Source organism: Nocardioides sp. CF8 (assembly GCF_000389985.1).
Taxonomy (GTDB): domain Bacteria; phylum Actinomycetota; class Actinomycetes; order Propionibacteriales; family Nocardioidaceae; genus Nocardioides; species Nocardioides allogilvus.
Genome location: NZ_CM001852.1, coordinates 3,717,949 through 3,736,459, shown reverse-complemented (window position 1 = coordinate 3,736,459; position 18,511 = coordinate 3,717,949). Strand labels below are relative to the sequence as shown.

Annotated in this window: 19 protein-coding genes and 1 pseudogene; 11 read left to right on the top strand and 9 right to left on the bottom strand. The window is 69.9% G+C overall.

Annotated features, from left to right (window positions below; genetic code table 11):
* Positions 1-10: 10 nt before the first annotated feature.
* Positions 11-478 carry an SRPBCC family protein gene (locus CF8_RS18205; protein WP_010834570.1) on the top strand — a complete coding sequence of 156 codons (468 nt, stop codon included), beginning with the start codon at positions 11-13 and terminating at the stop codon, positions 476-478.
* A 173-nt stretch (positions 479-651) separates the two neighbouring features.
* Here CF8_RS18205 and CF8_RS18200 read toward each other — a convergent pair whose 3' ends face one another.
* Together CF8_RS18200 and CF8_RS18195 are read right to left on the bottom strand one after the other, a co-directional pair.
* Positions 652-1,734 carry an inositol-3-phosphate synthase gene (locus CF8_RS18200; RefSeq protein ID WP_036491410.1) on the bottom strand — a complete coding sequence of 361 codons (1,083 nt, stop codon included), beginning with the start codon at positions 1,732-1,734 and terminating at the stop codon, positions 652-654.
* A gap of 44 nt (positions 1,735-1,778) precedes the next feature.
* Positions 1,779-2,366 carry a PadR family transcriptional regulator gene (locus tag CF8_RS18195; RefSeq protein WP_010834568.1) on the bottom strand — a complete coding sequence of 196 codons (588 nt, stop codon included), beginning with the start codon at positions 2,364-2,366 and terminating at the stop codon, positions 1,779-1,781.
* A 102-nt stretch (positions 2,367-2,468) separates the two neighbouring features.
* On the opposite strand from CF8_RS18195, the gene CF8_RS18190 reads away from it, so the two are divergent.
* On the top strand, positions 2,469-4,697 hold the full coding sequence (locus CF8_RS18190; RefSeq protein ID WP_010834567.1) for a transglycosylase domain-containing protein: 2,229 nt from the start codon (positions 2,469-2,471) through the stop codon (positions 4,695-4,697).
* Positions 4,694-6,151: a glycosyltransferase 87 family protein gene (locus tag CF8_RS18185; protein ID WP_010834566.1), complete on the top strand. Its 1,458-nt coding sequence runs from the start codon at positions 4,694-4,696 to the stop codon at positions 6,149-6,151. Before CF8_RS18190 ends, CF8_RS18185 begins: the two co-directional genes overlap by 4 nt.
* Here the strand turns inward: CF8_RS18185 and CF8_RS18180 are convergent.
* The 3 genes from CF8_RS18180 to CF8_RS18170 all read right to left on the bottom strand — a co-directional run bounded on the left by CF8_RS18180 (position 6,062) and on the right by CF8_RS18170 (position 9,385).
* On the bottom strand, positions 6,062-7,144 hold the full coding sequence (locus CF8_RS18180) for an alanine racemase (RefSeq protein WP_036491406.1): 1,083 nt from the start codon (positions 7,142-7,144) through the stop codon (positions 6,062-6,064). The genes CF8_RS18185 and CF8_RS18180 overlap by 90 nt on opposite strands.
* A gap of 94 nt (positions 7,145-7,238) precedes the next feature.
* Positions 7,239-8,357 (bottom strand): lipid II:glycine glycyltransferase FemX, encoded by a 1,119-nt coding sequence (locus tag CF8_RS18175; protein WP_036491404.1) that lies wholly within the window; start codon positions 8,355-8,357, stop codon positions 7,239-7,241.
* Positions 8,358-8,590: 233 nt separating this feature from the next.
* Positions 8,591-9,385 carry a deoxyribonuclease IV gene (locus CF8_RS18170; RefSeq protein WP_010834564.1) on the bottom strand — a complete coding sequence of 265 codons (795 nt, stop codon included), beginning with the start codon at positions 9,383-9,385 and terminating at the stop codon, positions 8,591-8,593.
* Positions 9,386-9,486: 101 nt separating this feature from the next.
* Here CF8_RS18170 and CF8_RS18165 point away from each other — a divergent pair, with 101 nt between their 5' ends.
* From CF8_RS18165 to CF8_RS18150, 4 genes are read left to right on the top strand one after another with little or no spacing between them, the layout of a single operon-like run.
* Entirely contained in the window at positions 9,487-10,041 is a 555-nt protein-coding gene (locus tag CF8_RS18165; protein ID WP_156887267.1) for a hypothetical protein, read from the top strand.
* A complete protein-coding gene (locus tag CF8_RS18160; RefSeq protein WP_010834562.1) occupies positions 10,038-10,364 on the top strand; it encodes a hypothetical protein in 327 nt (108 codons plus the stop codon). The genes CF8_RS18165 and CF8_RS18160 overlap by 4 nt, the downstream gene beginning before the upstream one ends.
* A complete protein-coding gene (locus tag CF8_RS18155) occupies positions 10,364-11,317 on the top strand; it encodes a hypothetical protein (protein WP_010834561.1) in 954 nt (317 codons plus the stop codon). Before CF8_RS18160 ends, CF8_RS18155 begins: the two co-directional genes overlap by 1 nt.
* Positions 11,314-12,204, top strand: coding sequence for a hypothetical protein (locus CF8_RS18150; RefSeq protein ID WP_156887266.1), 891 nt, complete (start codon positions 11,314-11,316; stop codon positions 12,202-12,204). Before CF8_RS18155 ends, CF8_RS18150 begins: the two co-directional genes overlap by 4 nt.
* A 23-nt stretch (positions 12,205-12,227) precedes the next feature.
* Here the strand turns inward: CF8_RS18150 and CF8_RS18145 are convergent.
* Positions 12,228-13,058 (bottom strand): annotated as a pseudogene (locus CF8_RS18145) (serine/threonine-protein kinase); the annotation flags it as partial.
* A 254-nt stretch (positions 13,059-13,312) separates the two neighbouring features.
* On the opposite strand from CF8_RS18145, the gene rpsF reads away from it, so the two are divergent.
* The 4 genes from rpsF (at position 13,313) to rplI (ending at position 15,094) form a co-directional block, all read left to right on the top strand.
* Positions 13,313-13,606, top strand: coding sequence for a 30S ribosomal protein S6 (gene rpsF, locus CF8_RS18140; protein ID WP_010834558.1), 294 nt, complete (start codon positions 13,313-13,315; stop codon positions 13,604-13,606).
* 97 nt (positions 13,607-13,703) lie between these two features.
* A complete protein-coding gene (locus CF8_RS18135; RefSeq protein ID WP_010834557.1) occupies positions 13,704-14,312 on the top strand; it encodes a single-stranded DNA-binding protein in 609 nt (202 codons plus the stop codon).
* Between the two features lie 84 nt (positions 14,313-14,396).
* Complete coding sequence (rpsR, locus tag CF8_RS18130) at positions 14,397-14,633, top strand: 30S ribosomal protein S18 (protein WP_008355445.1); 237 nt, start codon at positions 14,397-14,399, stop codon at positions 14,631-14,633.
* 14 nt (positions 14,634-14,647) lie between these two features.
* Positions 14,648-15,094, top strand: a complete 447-nt coding sequence (gene rplI / locus CF8_RS18125) for a 50S ribosomal protein L9 (protein WP_010834556.1) — start codon at positions 14,648-14,650, stop codon at positions 15,092-15,094.
* A 72-nt stretch (positions 15,095-15,166) separates the two neighbouring features.
* Here the strand turns inward: rplI and CF8_RS22660 are convergent, their stop codons facing one another.
* The 3 genes from CF8_RS22660 to CF8_RS18110 are packed head-to-tail and all read right to left on the bottom strand — an operon-like array spanning position 15,167 to position 18,186.
* On the bottom strand, positions 15,167-16,300 hold the full coding sequence (locus tag CF8_RS22660) for a hypothetical protein (RefSeq protein ID WP_010834555.1): 1,134 nt from the start codon (positions 16,298-16,300) through the stop codon (positions 15,167-15,169).
* Between the two features lie 54 nt (positions 16,301-16,354).
* Positions 16,355-16,864 (bottom strand): hypothetical protein, encoded by a 510-nt coding sequence (locus tag CF8_RS18115; protein WP_036491398.1) that lies wholly within the window; start codon positions 16,862-16,864, stop codon positions 16,355-16,357.
* Entirely contained in the window at positions 16,861-18,186 is a 1,326-nt protein-coding gene (locus CF8_RS18110) for an MATE family efflux transporter (RefSeq protein ID WP_010834553.1), read from the bottom strand. The genes CF8_RS18115 and CF8_RS18110 overlap by 4 nt, the downstream gene beginning before the upstream one ends.
* Between the last annotated feature and the right edge of the window lie 325 nt (positions 18,187-18,511).

Below are 18,511 nucleotides of genomic sequence, written 5' to 3'. Positions count from 1 at the left end.
GTAACCGCCCATGACCGATCTCGTCGCACCCCTGCTCGAAGAGTCCACCACCATCGATGCCGCGCCCGAGAAGGTGTGGACCCTTGTCTCCGACCTCGGCCGGATGTCCGAGTGGAGCCCACAGGTCGTCAAGACGATCGTGCGCGGCCGCCCGATCCAGCTCGGCACCAAGATGATCAACATCAACCGGCGTGGCCTGCTCGTGTGGCCCACCCAGTCCAAGGTCGTCCGGTTCGAGCCGCAGCGCGAGGTCGCGTTCCGGGTCAAGGACAACTTCACGATCTGGTCGTTCACCCTCGAGGCCGACGGTGCCGGCGGCACGCGCCTGACCCAGCGCCGCGAGGCGCCCGACGGCATCTCGAACATCTCCCGCGCCCTGACCGAGCGGGTGCTCGGCGGCGTCGCCGACTTCCAGGTCGAGCTCGGCGAGGGCATGCGCGAGACCCTGGCGAAGATCAAGGTCGCCGCGGAGCGCTGACGCTTCGCCGTACGGCGTGGTGCTGGTGTGGCACCAACCCCTGGCGCCCCACGAAAACCCGCATAGGCGGGGGAATCGAGGGTTCCGGGGTGTTGCAACACCCCAGAACGTGACGAAACCCCCGAGAGGTTGCCTCTCGGGGGTTTCGGCGCTTCAGCTCACCAGCGGTGAGATCACTCGCCCTTGATGAACTTCTCGAGCTCCTCGCGACCGAGGTCGTCGGGCATCTGCACCGGCGGGCTCTTCATGAGGTAGGTCGAGGCGGCGATGATCGGGCCGCCGACGCCGCGGTCGAGGGCGATCTTCGCGGCGCGCACGGCGTCGATGATGATGCCGGCCGAGTTGGGCGAGTCCCAGACCTCGAGCTTGTACTCCAGGTTGAGCGGGACGTCACCGAAGGCGCGACCCTCGAGGCGGACGTAGGCCCACTTGCGGTCATCGAGCCAGGCGACGTAGTCGGACGGGCCGATGTGGACGTTCTTGCTGTCCGTGAGGCCGGCCAGCGAGCCGGTCAGGTTGGACGTCACGGCCTGGGTCTTGGAGACCTTCTTGGACTCCAGGCGCTCCCGCTCGAGCATGTTCTTGAAGTCCATGTTGCCGCCGACGTTGAGCTGGTAGGTGCGATCCAGCGCGACACCGCGGTCCTCGAACAGCTTGGCCATCACGCGGTGCGTGATGGTCGCGCCGACCTGCGACTTGATGTCGTCACCGACGATCGGGACACCGGCGTCCTCGAACTTCTTGGCCCACTCGGGGTCGGAGGCGATGAAGACGGGCAGCGCGTTGACGAAGCCGCAGCCGGCGTCGATGGCGCACTGGGCGTAGAACTTGTCCGCCTCCTCGGAACCGACCGGGAGGTAGGACACGACGACGTCGACCTGGGCGGCCTTGAGGGCGGCCACGACGTCGACCGCCTCGGCGGGCGACTCGTCGATCGTCATGCGGTAGTACTTGCCGAGGCCGTCCAGGGTCGGGCCGCGCAGCACCTCCACACCGATGGTGGGGACGTCGCAGATCTTGATCGTGTTGTTCTCCGAGGCGTTGATCGCCTCCGAGAGGTCCTTGCCGACCTTCTTGTCGTCGACGTCGAAAGCGGCGACGAACTTCACGTCAGAGACGTGGTAGTCGCCGAACTTCACGTGCATGAGGCCCGGAACGACTGCGGTCGGGTCGGCGTCCTTGTAGTACTCGACGCCCTGGATGAGGGAGGTGGCGCAGTTGCCGACCCCCACGATTGCTACTCGTACGGACCCCATGGGGACTCTCCTTGTGTCGTGGGACTTCTTGGTGGCGTGCATGGTCAGTGGTCGGTGCTCGGGGTGTGGACCGTCCGCGCCCCGTGCGGTGAGAGGGGTTCGCCCCGCTCGGCGGAGATGAGGTCGGAGAGCCAGCGCACTTCGCGCTCGACCGACTCGACCCCGTGCCGCTGCAGCTCTGCGGCATACCTGTTGACCTCGGCCTGGGTGCGCTCGAGATCCGACTGGACCTTGGCCAGTCGTTCCTGGAGTCGGGTACGGCGCCCTTCGAGCACCCGCAACCGGATCTCCATGTCGGTTCGTCCGAAGAACGCGAACCGGATGTCGAAGTTGTCGTCCTCCCACGCCGTGGGACCGACCTCCGACATCAGGCGCTCGAACTCGGCGTGCCCGGCCTCGGTGACCTCGTAGACGATCCGGGGGCGGCGCGACACCGGGGTGGTGGCCGTCGCCTCCTCGATGAGGTTGGCCCGGAGCATCTTCTTCAGCGCGGGGTAGAGGGAGCCGTAGGACAGCACCCGACCCCAGCCGAGCATCAGGTTGAGCCGCTTGCGCAGCTCGTAGCCGTGCATGGGTCCCTCGTGCAGCAGTCCGAGGACTGCCAGCTCGATGGTCTCTGCGCGACGTGCCATGCGACCTATCGTAGCGATATATCCACGCGCCGCTAATCGAAGTCGACCAGCCCTGCCACGTACCCTTTGCGCGTGAGCAAGCGCAGAGTTGACGGTCCCCCCATGACCCGACGTCCCATCAAGCCCAAGAAGTCGGCTGGCGACCGCGTTCGTGGCCTGCTCAAGACGCTGACCGTCTTCGGGCTGGTCGGCCTGTTGATCGCGGTGGGACTGTTCTTCGTCCTCTACAAGGCGATCGCCATCCCAGAGCCCAACGAGGCGTTCAAGGCGCAGACGACCTTCGTCTACTACAGCGGGGGCAAGACCGAGCTCGGGACCTACTACGACGACCAGAACCGGCAGTCGATCCCGCTCTCGGAGATGCCGCAGACGATGCAGAACGCGGTCGTGGCCGCGGAGAACCGCACGTTCTGGACCGACAAGGGCCTCGACCCCAAGGGCATCCTGCGCGCGGCGTTCTCCAACGCCCAGGGCAACGCCCAGCAGGGTGCGTCCACGATCACCCAGCAGTACGTCAAGATCCTCTACCTCACGAGCGAGCGCAGCTATCAGCGCAAGATCAAGGAAGCGATCGTCTCGCTCAAGATCCAGAACCAGCTGAGCAAGGAGGAGATCCTCGAGGGCTACCTCAACACGATCTACTTCGGCCGCGGCGCGTACGGGATCCAGGCCGCCGCAGGCGCCTTCTTCGACAAGGAGGCCAAGGACCTCAGCCTCCGCGAGAGCGCGGTCCTCGCCACCACGCTGAACAACCCCTCGCGCTACGACCCCGACAACGGTCGCGAGTCCAGGCGCGCGCTCAAGGAGCGCTACGGCTACGTCTTGTCCTCGATGGCCGACATGGGCACCATCTCGGCCGGCCAGGCGGAGAAGGCAGCCAAGCGGCTGCCGAAGTTCCCCGAGATCGCCAGCCAGAGCCAGTTCGGCGGTCAGCGCGGACACATGCTGACGCTGGTGAAGAAGGAGCTGCTGCGCCTCGGCTTCGACGAGCAGGAGATCGACGGCGGTGGCCTGCGCGTCACCACGACCTTCACGCCCGAGGCGATGGCGGCCGTGGAGGAGGGTGTGCTCGAGCAGAAGCCCGAGGGCTTCGGCGACAAGGAGCTGCACATCGGAGCAGCCACGGTCGAGGTCGGCACCGGTGCGCTCCGCGGCTTCTTCGGCGGCCAGGACTACCTCGACTCCCAGATCAACTGGGCGTCGGCCGGTGGCCAGGGCGGGTCCACGATGAAGGTCGCGGCGCTCGTCGCGGCGATCAAGGACGGCTACGAGCTCACCGACAGCTTCGACGGCAACTCGCCCTACCTCCTGCCCGACGGCACGGATGTCGAGAACCAGGGCGACGAGGACTTCGGCTCGGCCATCTCGATGCTCACCGCGACCGAGAACTCCGTCAACACCGCCTTCATCGACATGACCCTCGGGATGGACGACGGCCCGGAGAAGATCATCGAGGCCGCCGGGGATCTCGGCATCCCGCCGGGCAAGGGCACCCGCAAGACCAAGGGCATCCCCAACTCCTCGCCGGGCCTGGAGCCCATCACCGGGGTCGCGCTGGGCAACGCGACGGTCAGCCCGATCAACATGGCCAACGCCTACGCCACCATCGCGGGCGGCGGTGAGCGCGCCGGCGTGCACGTCATCGAGAAGGTCGTCGACGCCTCCGGCGAGGAGCGCTACACCTGGAAGAACGACGCCACGCGCACCATCGACGAGGACATTGCGGCCGACGTCTCCTACGCGCTGGAGCAGGTCGTGCAGTCGGGCTCCGGCACCTCGGCGCTCAACCTCGGCAGGCCCGCCGCCGGCAAGACGGGCACCGCCACCAACGGTGACGGCGAGGTGTCCTCGGCGTGGTTCGCCGGCTACACGCCGCAGATGGCCACAGCCGTGATGTACGTCCGTGGCAAGGGCAACGAACAGCTCGAGGGCTGGTTGCCGTCCTACTTCGGTGGTGGCTATCCGGCCGACACCTGGACCGCGATCATGCAGCGCGTGATGGAGGGTCTCGAGGTCGAGTACTTCCCGGAGCCGGCCTACGTCGACGGCGACGCGCCCGACGAGGGCCACGAGCCCTACGTCCCGCCGCCGACCACCACCACGCAGCCGCCGCAGCCCAAGCCCACGCGCAAGCCCACCAAGTCGGCGACCATCAAGACCCAGAAGCCCAAGCCGACGGAGACCCCCACCCCGACGCCCACGCCGACGCCGACGCCCACCCCGACGCCCACCCCGACCCCGACGCCGAGCCCGACGTCGCCGCTGCCGCTGCCGCCGCCGTCGGAGACGACGTCGCCGAGCGCAACACCGAGCCGCACCGCAGTCCGGTGAGCGATCCGGCTCGCGACCGGGTCTCGCCGAGCCGGGAGGACGCGCTCGTCCGCTCGGTCAGCGAGGCGGTGGGTGGGCCGCTTGGCGACCACGCGGGCCAGCACCCGTGGTGGACGCCGCTGCGCGTCGTGCTCCTGCTCGCGGCCGTCGCCCTGTCGCTCGGCATCGTCGCGAAGGCGCCCTGCCTGGACATCGCGGGCGAGGCCGGCAACACCGGCCGCTACACCAACCTGTGCTGGTCGGACATCTCGACGGCGTACGTCGCCAACGGCCTCGCCGAGGGCACCTGGCCCTTCACCGACGACGCGCAGGCGCGGGCCCGATATGCACCGGCCTGGCAGCCGCCGCTGCCCGCCTATGTCGCCTTCGCCAGCCAGCGGGTGACCGCGCTGCTCAGCGGCTCGCCGGACCTCGAGGCCCGCGCCCTGGTGCCGGTCCCCGAGGTGGCCGAGCAGCCCGGGGTGCTGCGCGAGGCGCGCATCTTCACCCTCGTCAACATCGTCCTGCTGGCAGGCGTCGGGCTGCTCGCTGCCGGGCTGCTGACGGGCGTCCGGCGGCACCGACCCTGGGACGCCGCTGCGTTCGCGCTGGCTCCCGTGCTCGTGCTGTTCTTCCCGATCGGCTGGGACCTGCTGGCCGCTGCCGGCGTCACCGCCGCACTGTGGGGCTGGTCGCGCCGGCGCCTCGGCGTGACGGGGGTGGCGATCGGTGTGGCCGCTGCTGCGTCGCCCTTCGCCGCGCTGCTGCTCGTGCCCGGGATCGCCCTGCTGGCACGCGATCGCCGGTGGCCCGAGGCGGGGATCCTCGGCGCCGGAGCGGTGGCGGCGTGGACGGCGCTGATGCTGCCGGCCGTGGCGAGCTCGCCCAGCGCGTGGCTGACCTCGTGGAAGGCCTACTTCCACGGCGCCGACATCGGCTCGGCCTGGTTGCTCGCCTCGCAGGTGACCGGCCTGGACCCGTCCCTGCGGATGATCCTCGGTGGCACCGCGGTCCTGCTGCTCGTCGTCTGCGTCGTCGTGGTCGTGCTGGCCTGGCGCACGCAGTGGTCGTTCGCCAGCCTGGGCACGCTGCTGGTGGCCGAGGCGTTGATCGTGAGTCCTGCGGCGGCCCCGTCGTTCGCGCTGGTGCTGCTGCCGCTCGCCGTCGTGGCCGTGCGGCAGTGGAGCCACCTGCTGGTCTGGCAGGCCTGCGAGATCGGGCACTGGGCGATGCTCGGGTTCTACCTCGGCGGGATCCTTGCGCCGTCCGGGGGCGGTGACGCACGCGCCTACTGGCTGGGCGTGGTGCTGCGCCTCGCCGGCCTGGTCTGGCTGATCGGGGTCACGGCGATGGCCGCCGCCGAGCGCGAGCCGGAGGGCCCGGGCTCAGCGGATGTCGACGCGGTCGAAGGTCGTGGCCGTGAAGCGGACCCGGACCTCGATGTCCTCACCGACGTCGGGCACCCGCGCACCTGACGGCACGAACAGCATCGAGGCCTGCATGTGCGGGGGCTCGGCGAACAGCCGCTGCTTGCCGTCGATCGAGAACGGCGAGCGCACGAAGCCGGCTACGTCCATGCCGCTGCGCGCGATCGTGGCGGCCCGGCTGCGCAGCGACTGGTCGCCGGTCGGCGCCTCGAGGCCGATGCCGTGCGCCGTACCGCCGCTGACGACCAGGATGTGGCCGCCCTTCGGCATCGATCGGCCGCGGTAGCCGAAGGTCTCGCCGCGCTCGATGGCGTGCACGTCGAGCACCGTCGCGGTGACCTTGAGCGCCGCGCGCTGGCCCAGCCACAGGTCGGTGCCGATGCGGGGGCGGATGGTGAAGTCGGGGTAGGCGGTGCGCAGCCCGGCCAGCTCCACGGGAGTCAGGTGGCTGACGAAGATCGTGCGCGTCGGCAGGCCGGTCGCGACCACGTCGTTGATCAGCCGGGTGACCTCACCGAGGTGGCTCGCGGTGTTGAGGGGCAGGTGCATCGCCACCCCCGCGAGGCCGGAGAGCCCGCTCTCGGCGAGCACCTCGGCGGCCGCGAGCAGCTCGCGCCGTGTCATCCCGTGGCGGCGCATCGAGGTGAGCTGCTCGAGCACGAAGCGAGCGTCCGGAGCCCGCCCGAGCAGGTCGCCCACGTCGGCGAGCCGGCTGACGGTGTGGATGACGCGCGGGTTGAGGGTCTCGGGGACGTCGAGGGCAGCTCCCAGGGGTCGCCACGGCGTGAGGACCAGCAGGTCGCCGTCGAAGCGCGGGGCTGCCTCGTGCAGCTCGAGGTAGGTGCCCACCGCCATCATGTCGATGCGGCTGCCCGTGACGGACGCCTGCTCGTCGAGCCAGCCGCAGCGGCGGGCGAGCCGGCCGATGCCGAAGCCGTAGCCGTTGCCCTTGGCCACCGGCACGACACCCGGCAGCGCCGTGACCGTCTCCAGGAGGTGTTGGCGCCAGCGCTCGCCGTCGACGCAGAGGACGAGGCTCATGGCGACTGTTCCCCTGCTTGAGCGTCCGTATGGCCGCTCAGGCAACGGCATTCGGGTCGGTAACCGTCCACCTGACGCGACAAGCTGCCCCGGATCACGACGAACGTCGCTTCATGTAGAGGTCGAAGGCCTTGTAGAGCGGCTTGTTCAGCGGCAGGTCCCACTCGCCGACGTACTCGACGGCCTCGCCGCCGGTGCCGACCTTGAACTGGATCAGGCCGACGTGGGAGTCGGAGGAGTCGAGGGTGTCGGTGATGCCGCGCAGGTCGTAGACCTCGGCGCCGTTGGCCAGCGCGTCGCGGATCATCTCCCACTGCACGGCGTTGGAACCGCGGACGTCGCGCTTCTCGGTCGAGCTGGCGCCGTAGGAGTACCAGGCGTGGGTGCCGACGCGGATCGCGATCGTGCTGGCGACGAGGTCGCCGTCGTGGCGCGCCAGCCACAGCGTGATCCGGCCCGGTGCCTCGGCCGACAGCGCGTCGAACATCGTCTCGAAGTAGGCCAGGCCGCGTGGCGTGAAGTGGTCGCGCTCGGCGGTGTGGACGTAGAGGTCGTGGAAGGCCTTGAGGTCGGCGCGCGAGCCCTGCTCGACGACGACGCCCTCCTTGGCGGCCTTCTTGATGTTGCGGCGCCAGAGCTGGTTCATGCCCTTGAGCACGTCCTCCTCGGTGCGACCGGCGAGCGGGATGACGAAGTTGAACTGCGGCTGCCCGGCGGCGAACCCGCCCTCGACGGCCTGCGGTCGCCAACCGCCCTCGTGGAGCTGGGAGACCACGGCCGCGCCCTCGCGGGAGCGCTCGAGCGGGGCGACGTCGGTCAGGCGCCGTACGGTCTCGTCGGCGATGCCGTCCTTGATCTGCGCGGCGCTCCAGCGGCGGGTGATGACGGGCGGCCCCATGCGTACGCCGAAGGCACCCTGCTTCTTCGCGTGCGCGGCCATCGGGTCGAGCCAGGCCGAGAGGTCGTCGTCGAGCCAGTCGATGACCGGACCCTCGGGCAGGTAGGCGAGGAACCGCTTCAGCTTGGGGAGCTGGCGGTAGAGGACCAGCGCGGTGCCGACGAGCGTGCCGTCGCGGAACCAGCCGATGCTCTCGGCGCGCCACTCGGGCTTGACCTTGGCCCAGCCGGGGGTCTGCAGGAAGCTCGCGCTGGGGCGGGCGGCGATGAACGCCGCGTGCTCGGCCGTCGTGATGGTCCGGACGGAGAGCGGCATCGTGGTCGGAGGAGTCACCGGGCCACGGTATCGGCTGGGCGGCCAGACCCACACAGGCCCGAAGCCGGTCACAAAATGAAAGACGGCCGGACACGACCCCCGTGCGTGTCCAGCCAGCTCTCTACATACCCAGACGCAGTACTGCCCCATCTGGTTGCATGCAGAAGGCAAACAATTTTCTGCGCGCAGACAGGCCGACCGGCCCGGAGCCGTTCTCGACCGCTCGGGGAGGCTCAGAGGCGCTCGCGCAGCCAGGCCGCGTCCTCGATGTGCTGGGCGGCCGCGCCGGGAGTCTCGAGCATGACCGGGGCGCCGGCGTCGCGGATGACGGAGGCCAGGAGGTCGGCGTCGATCTTGCCGGCGCCGAGATTGGCGTGCCGGTCGGCGCCGGAGTCGAACTCGTCGCGGCTGTCGTTGCAGTGGACCAGGTCGATGCGCCCGGTGATCGCCCGCACGTCGGCGACCACGGTCTCGAGTGGGTTGCCGCCGGCGTGCGCGTGGCAGGTGTCGAGGCAGAAGCCCACCATGTCGGCCTGCTCGCAGCCGCTGATCGCGTCCCAGACACCCGCGATCCGGTCGAGGTAGCGCGTCATCGCGTTGCCACCGCCGGCGGTGTTCTCGATCAGCAGCGGGATCTTCAGGTCGGTCGCATCGATCGCCTTGCGCCAGTTGTCGAAACCGACACCGGGGTCGTCGTCCTTGTTGACGTGGCCGCCGTGCACGATCAGGCCCTTGGCACCGATCTCGGCGGCCGCGTCGACGTGCTGCTGCAGCAGCTTGCGGCTGGGGATCCGGATCCGGTTGTTCGTCGTCGCGACGTTGACGATGTAGGGCGCGTGGACGTAGAGGTCGACGCCGGCGGCCTCGGCCGCGGCCTTCAGCGCGGCTGCGCCGTCGGCGTACTGCACCTCGGGACCCTTGTAGCCCTGCGGGTCGCCGAGGAAGAACTGCACGAGCGGCATCTCCCGCGCCTGTGCCTGCGCGATGGGGTCGGTCTGGTCCACGTGCGCGCCGATCTTGATGTCCATGACGGCAAGGCTATGCGCTGGCACCGACGCGGAAACCTCGTCGCCGGGATCCGACGTCAGTTCGAGTGTTTGCTCGTCGGGGCGGCGGGTAGATGCTGGGCATGTCGAACCAGGAAGCAGTACGTCGGGTGCTCAGCCCCGACTACGTCGGCACCATCGAGGCCGACGCGACCGATCCGGCCCGGCTGGTGAAGGTCTCCCTCGATTGCCAGGGGGAGGTCATGGCCGTCCAGGTCCTCGAGCTCACATCGGTCACCACGTCCGACACGGGGTTGCGCGACGCCGTCCTCGAGGCGGCCAACCGCGCGGAGGCGGCACGGGTGCTGAACGAGCTCGCCCTCCTGGGGGCGTTCGATCCCGACCGTCCCTCCGACCCCGACCGGCCGTTGGCCCCCCTCCCGGGTCCCACCGCCCCCCGGCTGGTCGTGCGGACGCACGAGGAGCAGATGAACCACCTGGCGCGCTACATCAACGGCGGCGGCCTCGAACCGATCCAGGCGCCGGGGATGCGGCGGACGACATCGCTCAACGGATATGTCTCGCTGGCCCGCAACGATCGGGGTCAGCTGACGGCAGTCGACGTCGACCAGGAGTGGCTGTGGGCCACCAGCCTGGAGCGCCTCAACAACGCACTCAAGGAAGCGGTGGAGCAATGACCAAACCAACTCAGTCGATCTACGTCGAGACCCAGGCGCTCTACAACTGCGCCTTCACGTGGCGCAGCGAGGCGAGTCCCAAGCTGGCCACGGCAAAGACCAAGGCAACGAACGGTGAGGGACAGGGCTATCTGTTCGGCGTCCTGCTGGCCTCCCTGCAGCAGCCGCACGACGACTTCGCGACGGCAGCCGCCGGAGTCCTCGGGACGGGCAGTGAGACGTCGACCGACATGGGCGACGCCCTCGAGCAGGTCGCCAAGGACTACGAAGCGACCGACGCCAACATCTCGACGCTGATGACCAAGCAGGAGGCGGGTCTCTGATGGGCGATCGACTTCCCGGGTTGCCGGACTACGACGCTCCTCCCCTCCAGGGGCAGCTCACCGACCTGATCCTGTTCGGCACCCCCGACATGTGGTTCAACCGCATCATCGAGCTCAACGACGAGCTGGTCGAGGAGATCGAGAAGTGGGGGGAGAAGATCCAGCACAAGATCAACGGCCTCAGCGAGGTCGATGCGGCCATCATCGGTGGTGCGATCGGCATCGTCGGGGGTCCGCTGGGCTCGCTGGTGGGTGCGATCTCCGGAGCCGTCCTGATCGGCGAGGTCAAGGACTGGCTCAACGGCAAGCTGGGCGACCTCCTGTCTGACCTGTGGGACGCGCACAAGAAGGCCGTGGACGCCATGCAGGCCTGCATCGACGGCATCTTCGGAAACCCCGAGAAGCTCAACGGCCTCGGCGCCGGCTACCAGACCGCCCAGTCCTCCCTGGGTGACGCCGCCTTTGCGGTGGGTAAGTCGACCGACACGGTCAAGATCTTCTGGGACGGGCGCGGCTTCGAGGCCTACTCCGGCGCTGCGGGCCAGCAGAAGGGCGCCATGACGGTGATGGCCGCCAAGATGGGCTCGGCCAGTCACCTGATGGCCGACGCGGCGGAGATGATCCAGAAGTGCTGGTCGGACGTCATCCAGGCGCTGGTGGCGCTGGTGGCCGACATCGTCGACACCCTGCTGGGAGACATCGAGATCACGAAGCTGCCCACGGCGACCGTGACAGCGCCCGTAGGCATCATCGTGGACGGGGCCAACTTCCTCAACGCCGTGGTCACGGCCATGCGCGAGGTGAGCATCCAGGGACGCAACTCCGGATTCATGGCCTGGTCCGAGCTCACCGGCGGCGACAGCGCCCTCGAGAACGCGAAGTGGCCGGTGCCGGACGGACTCGCGGCCAACCAATATGCGAACGACGACAACTGGGGAACCACCGACCGATGAGGCGCCAGACGTGGCTGGGACGAGCAGCGGTGGTTCTCGTGGTGATCGTGACGTCGTCGACCGGCTGCACGTCCGATGACGGGGACGAACCGGTAGAGGTCGAGGCCGGCCAGGTCGAGCAGGTCGACGCGACCGCGATCGAGGACACCGCGACCGCCGCCGTGGGCCTGCCCTCGGGTGTGCTGACCCTGGAGGTCGCCCAGGACCTGGGCTCGGTCCCCAGCGGGAAGGGGAGCCTGGAACCGGTCGACGAGGGAGTCACACTGCTGGGCCTGGAATGGTCCTTCGAGGCCCATCCGAGCAGCGACGCGCGCAGCGTGCTCCTCGACGGGCGCCAGCCACAGGATCTCCCGCAGCCGACGCTCACGGTCGTGGACGGCGGCGCCGAGGTGCCCGTGCCGATCACCGCGCAGGCAGGCCGGTCGGGCGCGACGGTCGTGGGGGTCAGTGACCCTCTGGGCATCGAGGTGACCTACGACGGCTTCACCCAGACGGTCGATCCCGGCACGGGTGCGGTGGGCGCCGGACCTGCCGAGAGCCTGCTCGAGCTCGCCACCGCGACGACGAGCGTCGACAGGCTCTGCGACGCGCGCGACTTCCCGGTGGCGGCGACACTCGACAACGGGTGCCAGGTGGCGGCGATCCACCGCCTGCCCTACGTGGCGGGGCTCGGCTGGGCGCCGGACTCCCGCAGCTGGCTCGTGGTCGACGCCCGGATCGAGGGGAAGGCCACGATGCTGCTGGGCGACGATCCCGGCACCGTCCTGGACAGCGCCGCTCCCTCCGTCGTCAGGGCCGCCTTCGTGGTCTCGGGAGACGCCCCCCGGTCCGTCAGCTTCGATTTCGGCCGCTCGATCGGAGTCGTCTCGGTCCCTCTGGAGCCGTGACCGCCCTCGGGTGGACCGGGAGGTCAGCGAAGTGTGCCGACCATGACCACGACACAGAGGGCGAGCACGGCGACGCAGGCACCGAGGAGGGCCCAGGCAGTCCAGTCGGTCTGGTCGGTGGGCTGCCGGCCGAGGCGATCCACGACCCGGGGCCCGGCCTCGAAGGCGATGTCGAGGCGGCGCAGCAGCCGCAGGGCAGCCTCCGCGGAGGCGAGCCGCTGCTCGGGGTCGACGACGAGCAGCCGCTCGAGCAGGGGCCGCAGCGGCCCCGACCCGATCTCTCCCTGCCGCTCCGGTGGCAGGCCGCTGACGAGCTGGAGCCCCACGCGACCGACGGCATAGAGGTCCTGGGCCGGGTCCGGCGGTGCGCCGCGGGCCTGCTCGGGCGCCATGTAGCCCTGGGTGCCGATCGCGCCGGGGACCGTCGTGTAGCGGGCGTCCGCGATCGGGGCCGCGACGCCGAAGTCGCCGAGCCGCAGGTGGGGCCGGTCGCTGCCGGGCTCGGAGGGGTCGAGCAGCAGGTTGGCCGGCTTCACGTCGCGGTGCACCAGTCCGGCCGCGTGCACCGCGGCGAGCGCCTGGAGGAGCTGCTCGAGCAGCACCGCGGCATAGCCCACCGGGAGGATGCCGTGCTCGTCGAGCAGGTCCTGGACCGAGCCGCCCGCGACGAGGTCCATCGCGAGCACGACCAGGTCGTCGTCGGCGCCCCAGCTGATGGGCGCGACGACGTGGGGGTGGCGCACGCGCACGGCCTGCTCGCGGACGAAGCGGATCAGCAGCGCGGCGTTGTGCTGGCCCAGCACCTTGACCGCGACCACCTCGCCGGAGCGCTCGTCGCGAGCCCGCCAGACCGACCCATGCCGCCCGCACCGATCTGGTCGATCATGGCGTAGCGGCCGGCGATGACGGTGTGGTGGAGCGGCGCCGTACGCATGGTCACGACGCTAGCCGCACAGCGAGATCCGTGCGTCCGCTCATCCACAGGCCAGCATTTGCCCGTCCGGCCCGGCTCGCTGTTAACCTTGCCTGTCGCCCCCGTCCAGTGGGGGCACATCCTCCTGCCACGGAACGTCCGTGGCCGCCTTTAGTCCGAAGGAGGTAGCCACGCATGTCGCGTGTCTACGAAGTGATGGTGATCCTCGACCCCAGTCTCGAGGAGCGCACCATCGAGCCGTCCCTCGACAAGTACCTCAACGTCATCCGCAAGGACGGCGGCAGTGTCGACAAGGTCGACGTGTGGGGTCGTCGTCGTCTGGCCTACGAGGTCAAGAAGAACGCCGAGGGCATCTACGCCGTCATCTCGCTGACCTGCGAGCCGGCCACGGTCAAGGAGTTCGACCGCCAGCTCACGCTCAACGAGTCCATCCTGCGTACCAAGGTCCTGCGTCCCGACGCCAAGTGAGGTCCGGCCCTCGGGCTGACCTCTGGACCACTGTCGGTGGGCTCCGTCATGGTGGCCACCAACATCACTGATCAGTTGACTTCTAGGGAGACCTGACATGGCAGGCGAGACGATCATCACCGTCGTCGGCAACCTCGTCGACGACCCGGAGCTGCGCTTCACCCCCTCGGGTGCGGCCGTGGCGAACTTCCGGATCGCGTCGACGCCCCGCACGTTCGACAAGCAGAGCAACGAGTGGAAGGACGGCGATGCGCTGTTCCTCTCCTGCTCGGTGTGGCGCCAGGCGGCGGAAAACGTCGCCGAGTCGCTGCAGCGCGGCATGCGCGTCGTCGTGCAGGGCCGACTCAAGTCTCGCCAGTACGAGACCCGCGAGGGTGAGAAGCGCACCGTCTTCGAGATCGAGGTCGAAGAAGTCGGTCCCTCGCTGAAGTACGCCACGGCCAAGGTCACCCGCGCCAACCGCTCCAGTGGCGGTGGCGGCTTCGGTGGCGGTGGCCAGGGCGGCGGACAGGGCGGCAACGCCCCGGCCGACGACCCGTGGGCCACGCCTGCTCCCTCGCAGGGTGCCGGTTACGGCGCTCCGCAGGGCGGCGGCCAGCCGGCCCAGGGCGGCAACCAGGGCGGGTACGGCGGTGGCAACCCTGCCCCCGCCAACGACCCGTGGGGTGCCCCCGGCGTCGGCGGCTCGCAAGAACCGCCCTTCTGATCAGCACAACCCGTCCGTAATCACCTCAACCATTCCGCCCCTGTCTGTTCGGCAGGGCCGGGCTTCTAGAAAGGAAGCACCACAATGGCCAAGGCAGTGATTCGCAAGCCCAAGAAGAAGGTTTGCCAGTTCTGCAAGGAGAAGGCGACCGGTGTCGACTACAAGGACGCCACGCTCCTCCGCAAGTTCATTTCCGACCGAGGCAAGATCCGCGCGCGTCGCGTGACCGGCAACTGCGTCCAGCACCAGCGTGACGTGGCCATCGCGGTCAAGAACGCCCGCGAGGTCGCTCTGCTGCCCTACACGTCCACCGGTCGCTGAGAGGAGCACGAGACATGAAGCTCATCCTGACGCAGGAAGTTGACGGCCTCGGCGCCCCCGGCGACGTGGTCGAGGTCAAGGACGGCTACGGCCGCAACTACCTCATCCCGCGGGGCCTCGGCCTCCGCTGGACCCGTGGTGGCGAGAAGACCATCGAGTCCATCAAGGCTGCCCGCGCTTCGCGTGCCGCTCGCGATGCCGGCCACGCGGTCGAGATCAAGAACAAGCTCGAGCAGGCTCCGGTGAACGTCAAGGTCCGTTCCGGTGAGGGTGGTCGCCTCTTCGGCGCCGTCACCACCGCCGAGATCGCCGACGCCATCACCGAGCTCTCCGGTGAGAAGGTCGACCGCCGCACCATCGTGGTCGCCCAGCCCATCAAGTCGCTCGGCGCGCACGAGGTGTCGGTCAAGCTGCACGACGAGGTGGCCGCCAAGGTCTCGCTCAACGTCGTTCCGGCCTGACGCTGCTCCACACGCACGGCCCGTCTGCTCCTCGGAGCGGGCGGGCCGTTCGTCATTTGCGGGGCGGGGGGCTCAGCCCTGGAAGACGTTGGTCCGCGCGACGATCGCGTCGAGGAGGACCGGCTTGTTGCGGGTCAGCACCTCGATCACGACCTTCCCGGTGCGGGCGCCCTGGTAGCGGTCGATGACGACGAACTCCCGCTGCGCCGAGCGCGGCGCGGACAGGTCGACCACGCGCCAGTTGGTCGCACCGATCTTGACCCGCACCTTGCCGTACGACGGGGCGGTCGGCGCATAGAGGCGAAGCTCGCCGACCCGCTGCTTGGGCAGCACGATCCGGGCGCCCTTGCGCTTCGACCTGGCCAGGGTGCGGTCGAAGGCGCCGGACTTCTTGACCGTCTTCCAGCCGCGCCGGCCCCGCAGGTCGCGGGACACGAAGAACTCGGAGGTCTCCGACCAGGCGCTGGGCGTGCCGGCCTTGTCGACGCTGCGCGCTCGGAGGAAGTGCCGGCCCGAGGTGGCGCCGGTGTAGGTCCACCGGCCGGGCGTGCACGGAGTCGCCTCGCCGTCGATCTCGCAGTCGAAGGTGGCACCGGGCTCGTTGCTGTTGAGACGGACGGCGAGGCTGCGACCGACCACGACCGGCTGCTGGGGCGTCTCCTCGTCGTAGAGGTCGGGGTTGACGAAGGCGACGGGCGCGACGGTGTCCTGGCCCCAGCTGAGCTGGGCCGGCGTGGCGTCGAGGTCCTCGACCTCAGGCGGGGAGAAGCCGCCGCCGACGCGGTGGTTGCGGTCGGCGGTGTCGACGGCGCGGACCTGGAACGTGTACGGCGCCGCGTCGGAGTCGACCAGCCCGGTGTAGGAGCGCGGGGAGGTGCACGGCACCCAGTCGTGGGCCTGGACCGGGCCGCCCAGCCGGCACTCGAAGGCGAGCGTCCCGGTGTCGGCGTCGGTGTGAGAGCCGGCGAAGGTGAACCCCATCGTGGCGGTGGCGACCCAGCCCCCGGCGTTGGGTGGGGTCGACACGGCGGTCAGCGTGGTCTCGGGCGGCACCGTGTCGTCGCACGACGCGCCCAGGAGCCCGGTCGGCGGTTCGGAGAGGCAGTCGGCCGCCGCGGTGGCCGGCCCGGTGCCCAGGGGGACCCCCACGAGCAGGGCGCCGGCGAGCGAGAGGGCGGTGGTGACGCCGAGGCGGCGCGTGCGCATGCGGTCTCCTGAGGGTGTGGGGGCCTTCCGAGCAGCCGCCGGTCGTTGCCTAGGTTACGAGCCCGGTGCCCACGGCCGGCTTGCGTAGGCGAACAGCAAGACGATGAGGAGCAGCGCGACGCCGGCCGCCGCTGCATAGACCGAGGCGATCAGCTCGTCGGCCGAGGAGGCGAAGACGAGCACGGGCGCGACGGCCAGCACCGCGTTGAGGACGACGGCCGTGCGCAGCCAGGCCCGGGCGCGCTGGTCGCCGGCGGCACCGGCGATGCCGGCGAGGTGCCGGCACAGGACCAGTGCGAAGAGGACCTGCGGGAGGTTGACCGCCCACCGCAACGACGGGTCGCCGTCGTCGAGCAGCTGCTGGGTCGCGGGGAACCAGACGGCGCACGCGACCACCAGGGCCGCCGCGGCGAGCACCAGCAGGGTGGTGGGGTCAGGCAGGCGCCGTACGCCCCAGAGCACGAGCAGCCAGCCCACCGGATCGGCGAGCGCGTCGTAGCCGCCGAACCGGGCGACCAGCACCACGATCACCAGTCCCATCGCGACGGACTGGAGCGGTTTCATGGGCGTGAGGCTAGCGACCCCGTGACCAGCCACGTGTCAGTGCGTGCGCGTCGGGTGAGCAGGACGAAGCGCGCGCCCATGAAGACGACGACCATCGCGAGCCAGACCGGGACCAGTCCGCCGGGGCCGAGGGCCGCGAGGACGGCGGCGGGAGCGTAGAGGGCGAGCACGCCGAGGCCGGCCCACGCGAGATAGGCGCCGTCGCCCGCGCCGATCAGCACGCCGTCGAGGACGAAGACCACACCGGCGATCGGCTGGCCGAGGGCCGCGACGAGCAGCACCGGGACGAGCAGGTGGTGGACGCCGGTGTCCGGGGAGAAGAGCGGTCCGAGGAACGGGGCGCTGGCGGCGAGCAGCAGACCGCTCACGATGCCTGCCCCCCAGCCCCACTGCACCATCCGCCGGGTCAGGGCGCGGGTGCCGTCGACGTCACCCGCGCCCAGGGCACGTCCGGTGATGGCCTGGGCAGCGATCGCGAGCGCGTCGAGGGCGAAGGCGAGGAAGGTCCACAGCGTGATGGCGATCTGGTGGGTCGCGAGGTCGAGCGCGGTGTCGCGCCCGGCGAGGGTGACGGCATAGGTGCCGACGAGCAGGCAGGCTCGCAGCGTGAGGGTGCGCAGGACGAGGGGTACGCCGGTGCGCGCGGCGGTGACGATGCCGCTGCGGTCGGGGGTGAGCGGCGCTCCCTCGCGTCGTGCTGCGCGCACGACGACCGTGACGAGGACGCCAGCGCTGGCGAGCTGCGCGAGCACGGACCCGAGGGCGGACCCGGCGATGCCGAGGTCGAGGCCGTAGACGAAGACCACGTTGAGGACGATGTTGGCGATGTTGCCGCCGACGGCGACCCACAGGGGGGTCCGGGTGTCCTGCAGGCCGCGGAGCACGCCGGTCGTGGCGAGCATCAGCAGCAGTGGCGTCACCCCGAAGATCGCGACCTGGAGGTAGGCCGTCGCCTGGTCGCTGACGGCCGCCCCGGCACCGAAGAGCTCGACGAGCGGCCGCGCGAGGACGGCGCCGACGACGGTGACGAGCGTGCCGATCAGCACCGCGAGCCAGCAGCCGTCGATGCCTTGGGTGAGCGCACCCCGGGTGTCGCCGGCGCCCAGGTGTCGCGCCACGCTCGCCGTCGTGCCGTAGGCGAGGAAGACGCACAGGCCGACCAGCGTCTGGAGCACGGCGCCGGCGATCCCGAGTCCCGCGAGCTCGGTGGTGCCGAGGTGACCGATGATCGCGGCGTCGGAGAGCAGGAAGAGCGGCTCGGCGACGAGGGCGAGGAACGCCGGCACGGCCAGGCGCAGGATCTCGCGATCGGTGGACGTCACGAGCCGAGTGTAACGGTCAGGCGCCCACTCTGGTCATGACGAACAGGGCGATCCGATGATGTCGATAGTCCTTTCGGACTACCTGTGCATAACGGTGCACAACTCGTCGAAGACATGACAATCCGGCGCCATGTCGACAAACCGACCGGCAGCTCCCACATGCCGAGAAGCTGGGCAAACTCTTTCGACCCCAATTTTCCTCCACAGGCCCACGACGCCGTTTGTGCAGGTCAGAGCGATAATCGCTGGCGAGCGCTCCCGTCTGTCCACAGCTGGGTCCCCAGTCGTTGCACATCGGGTGGCGTGTCGTCCACCTGCTCTCCCC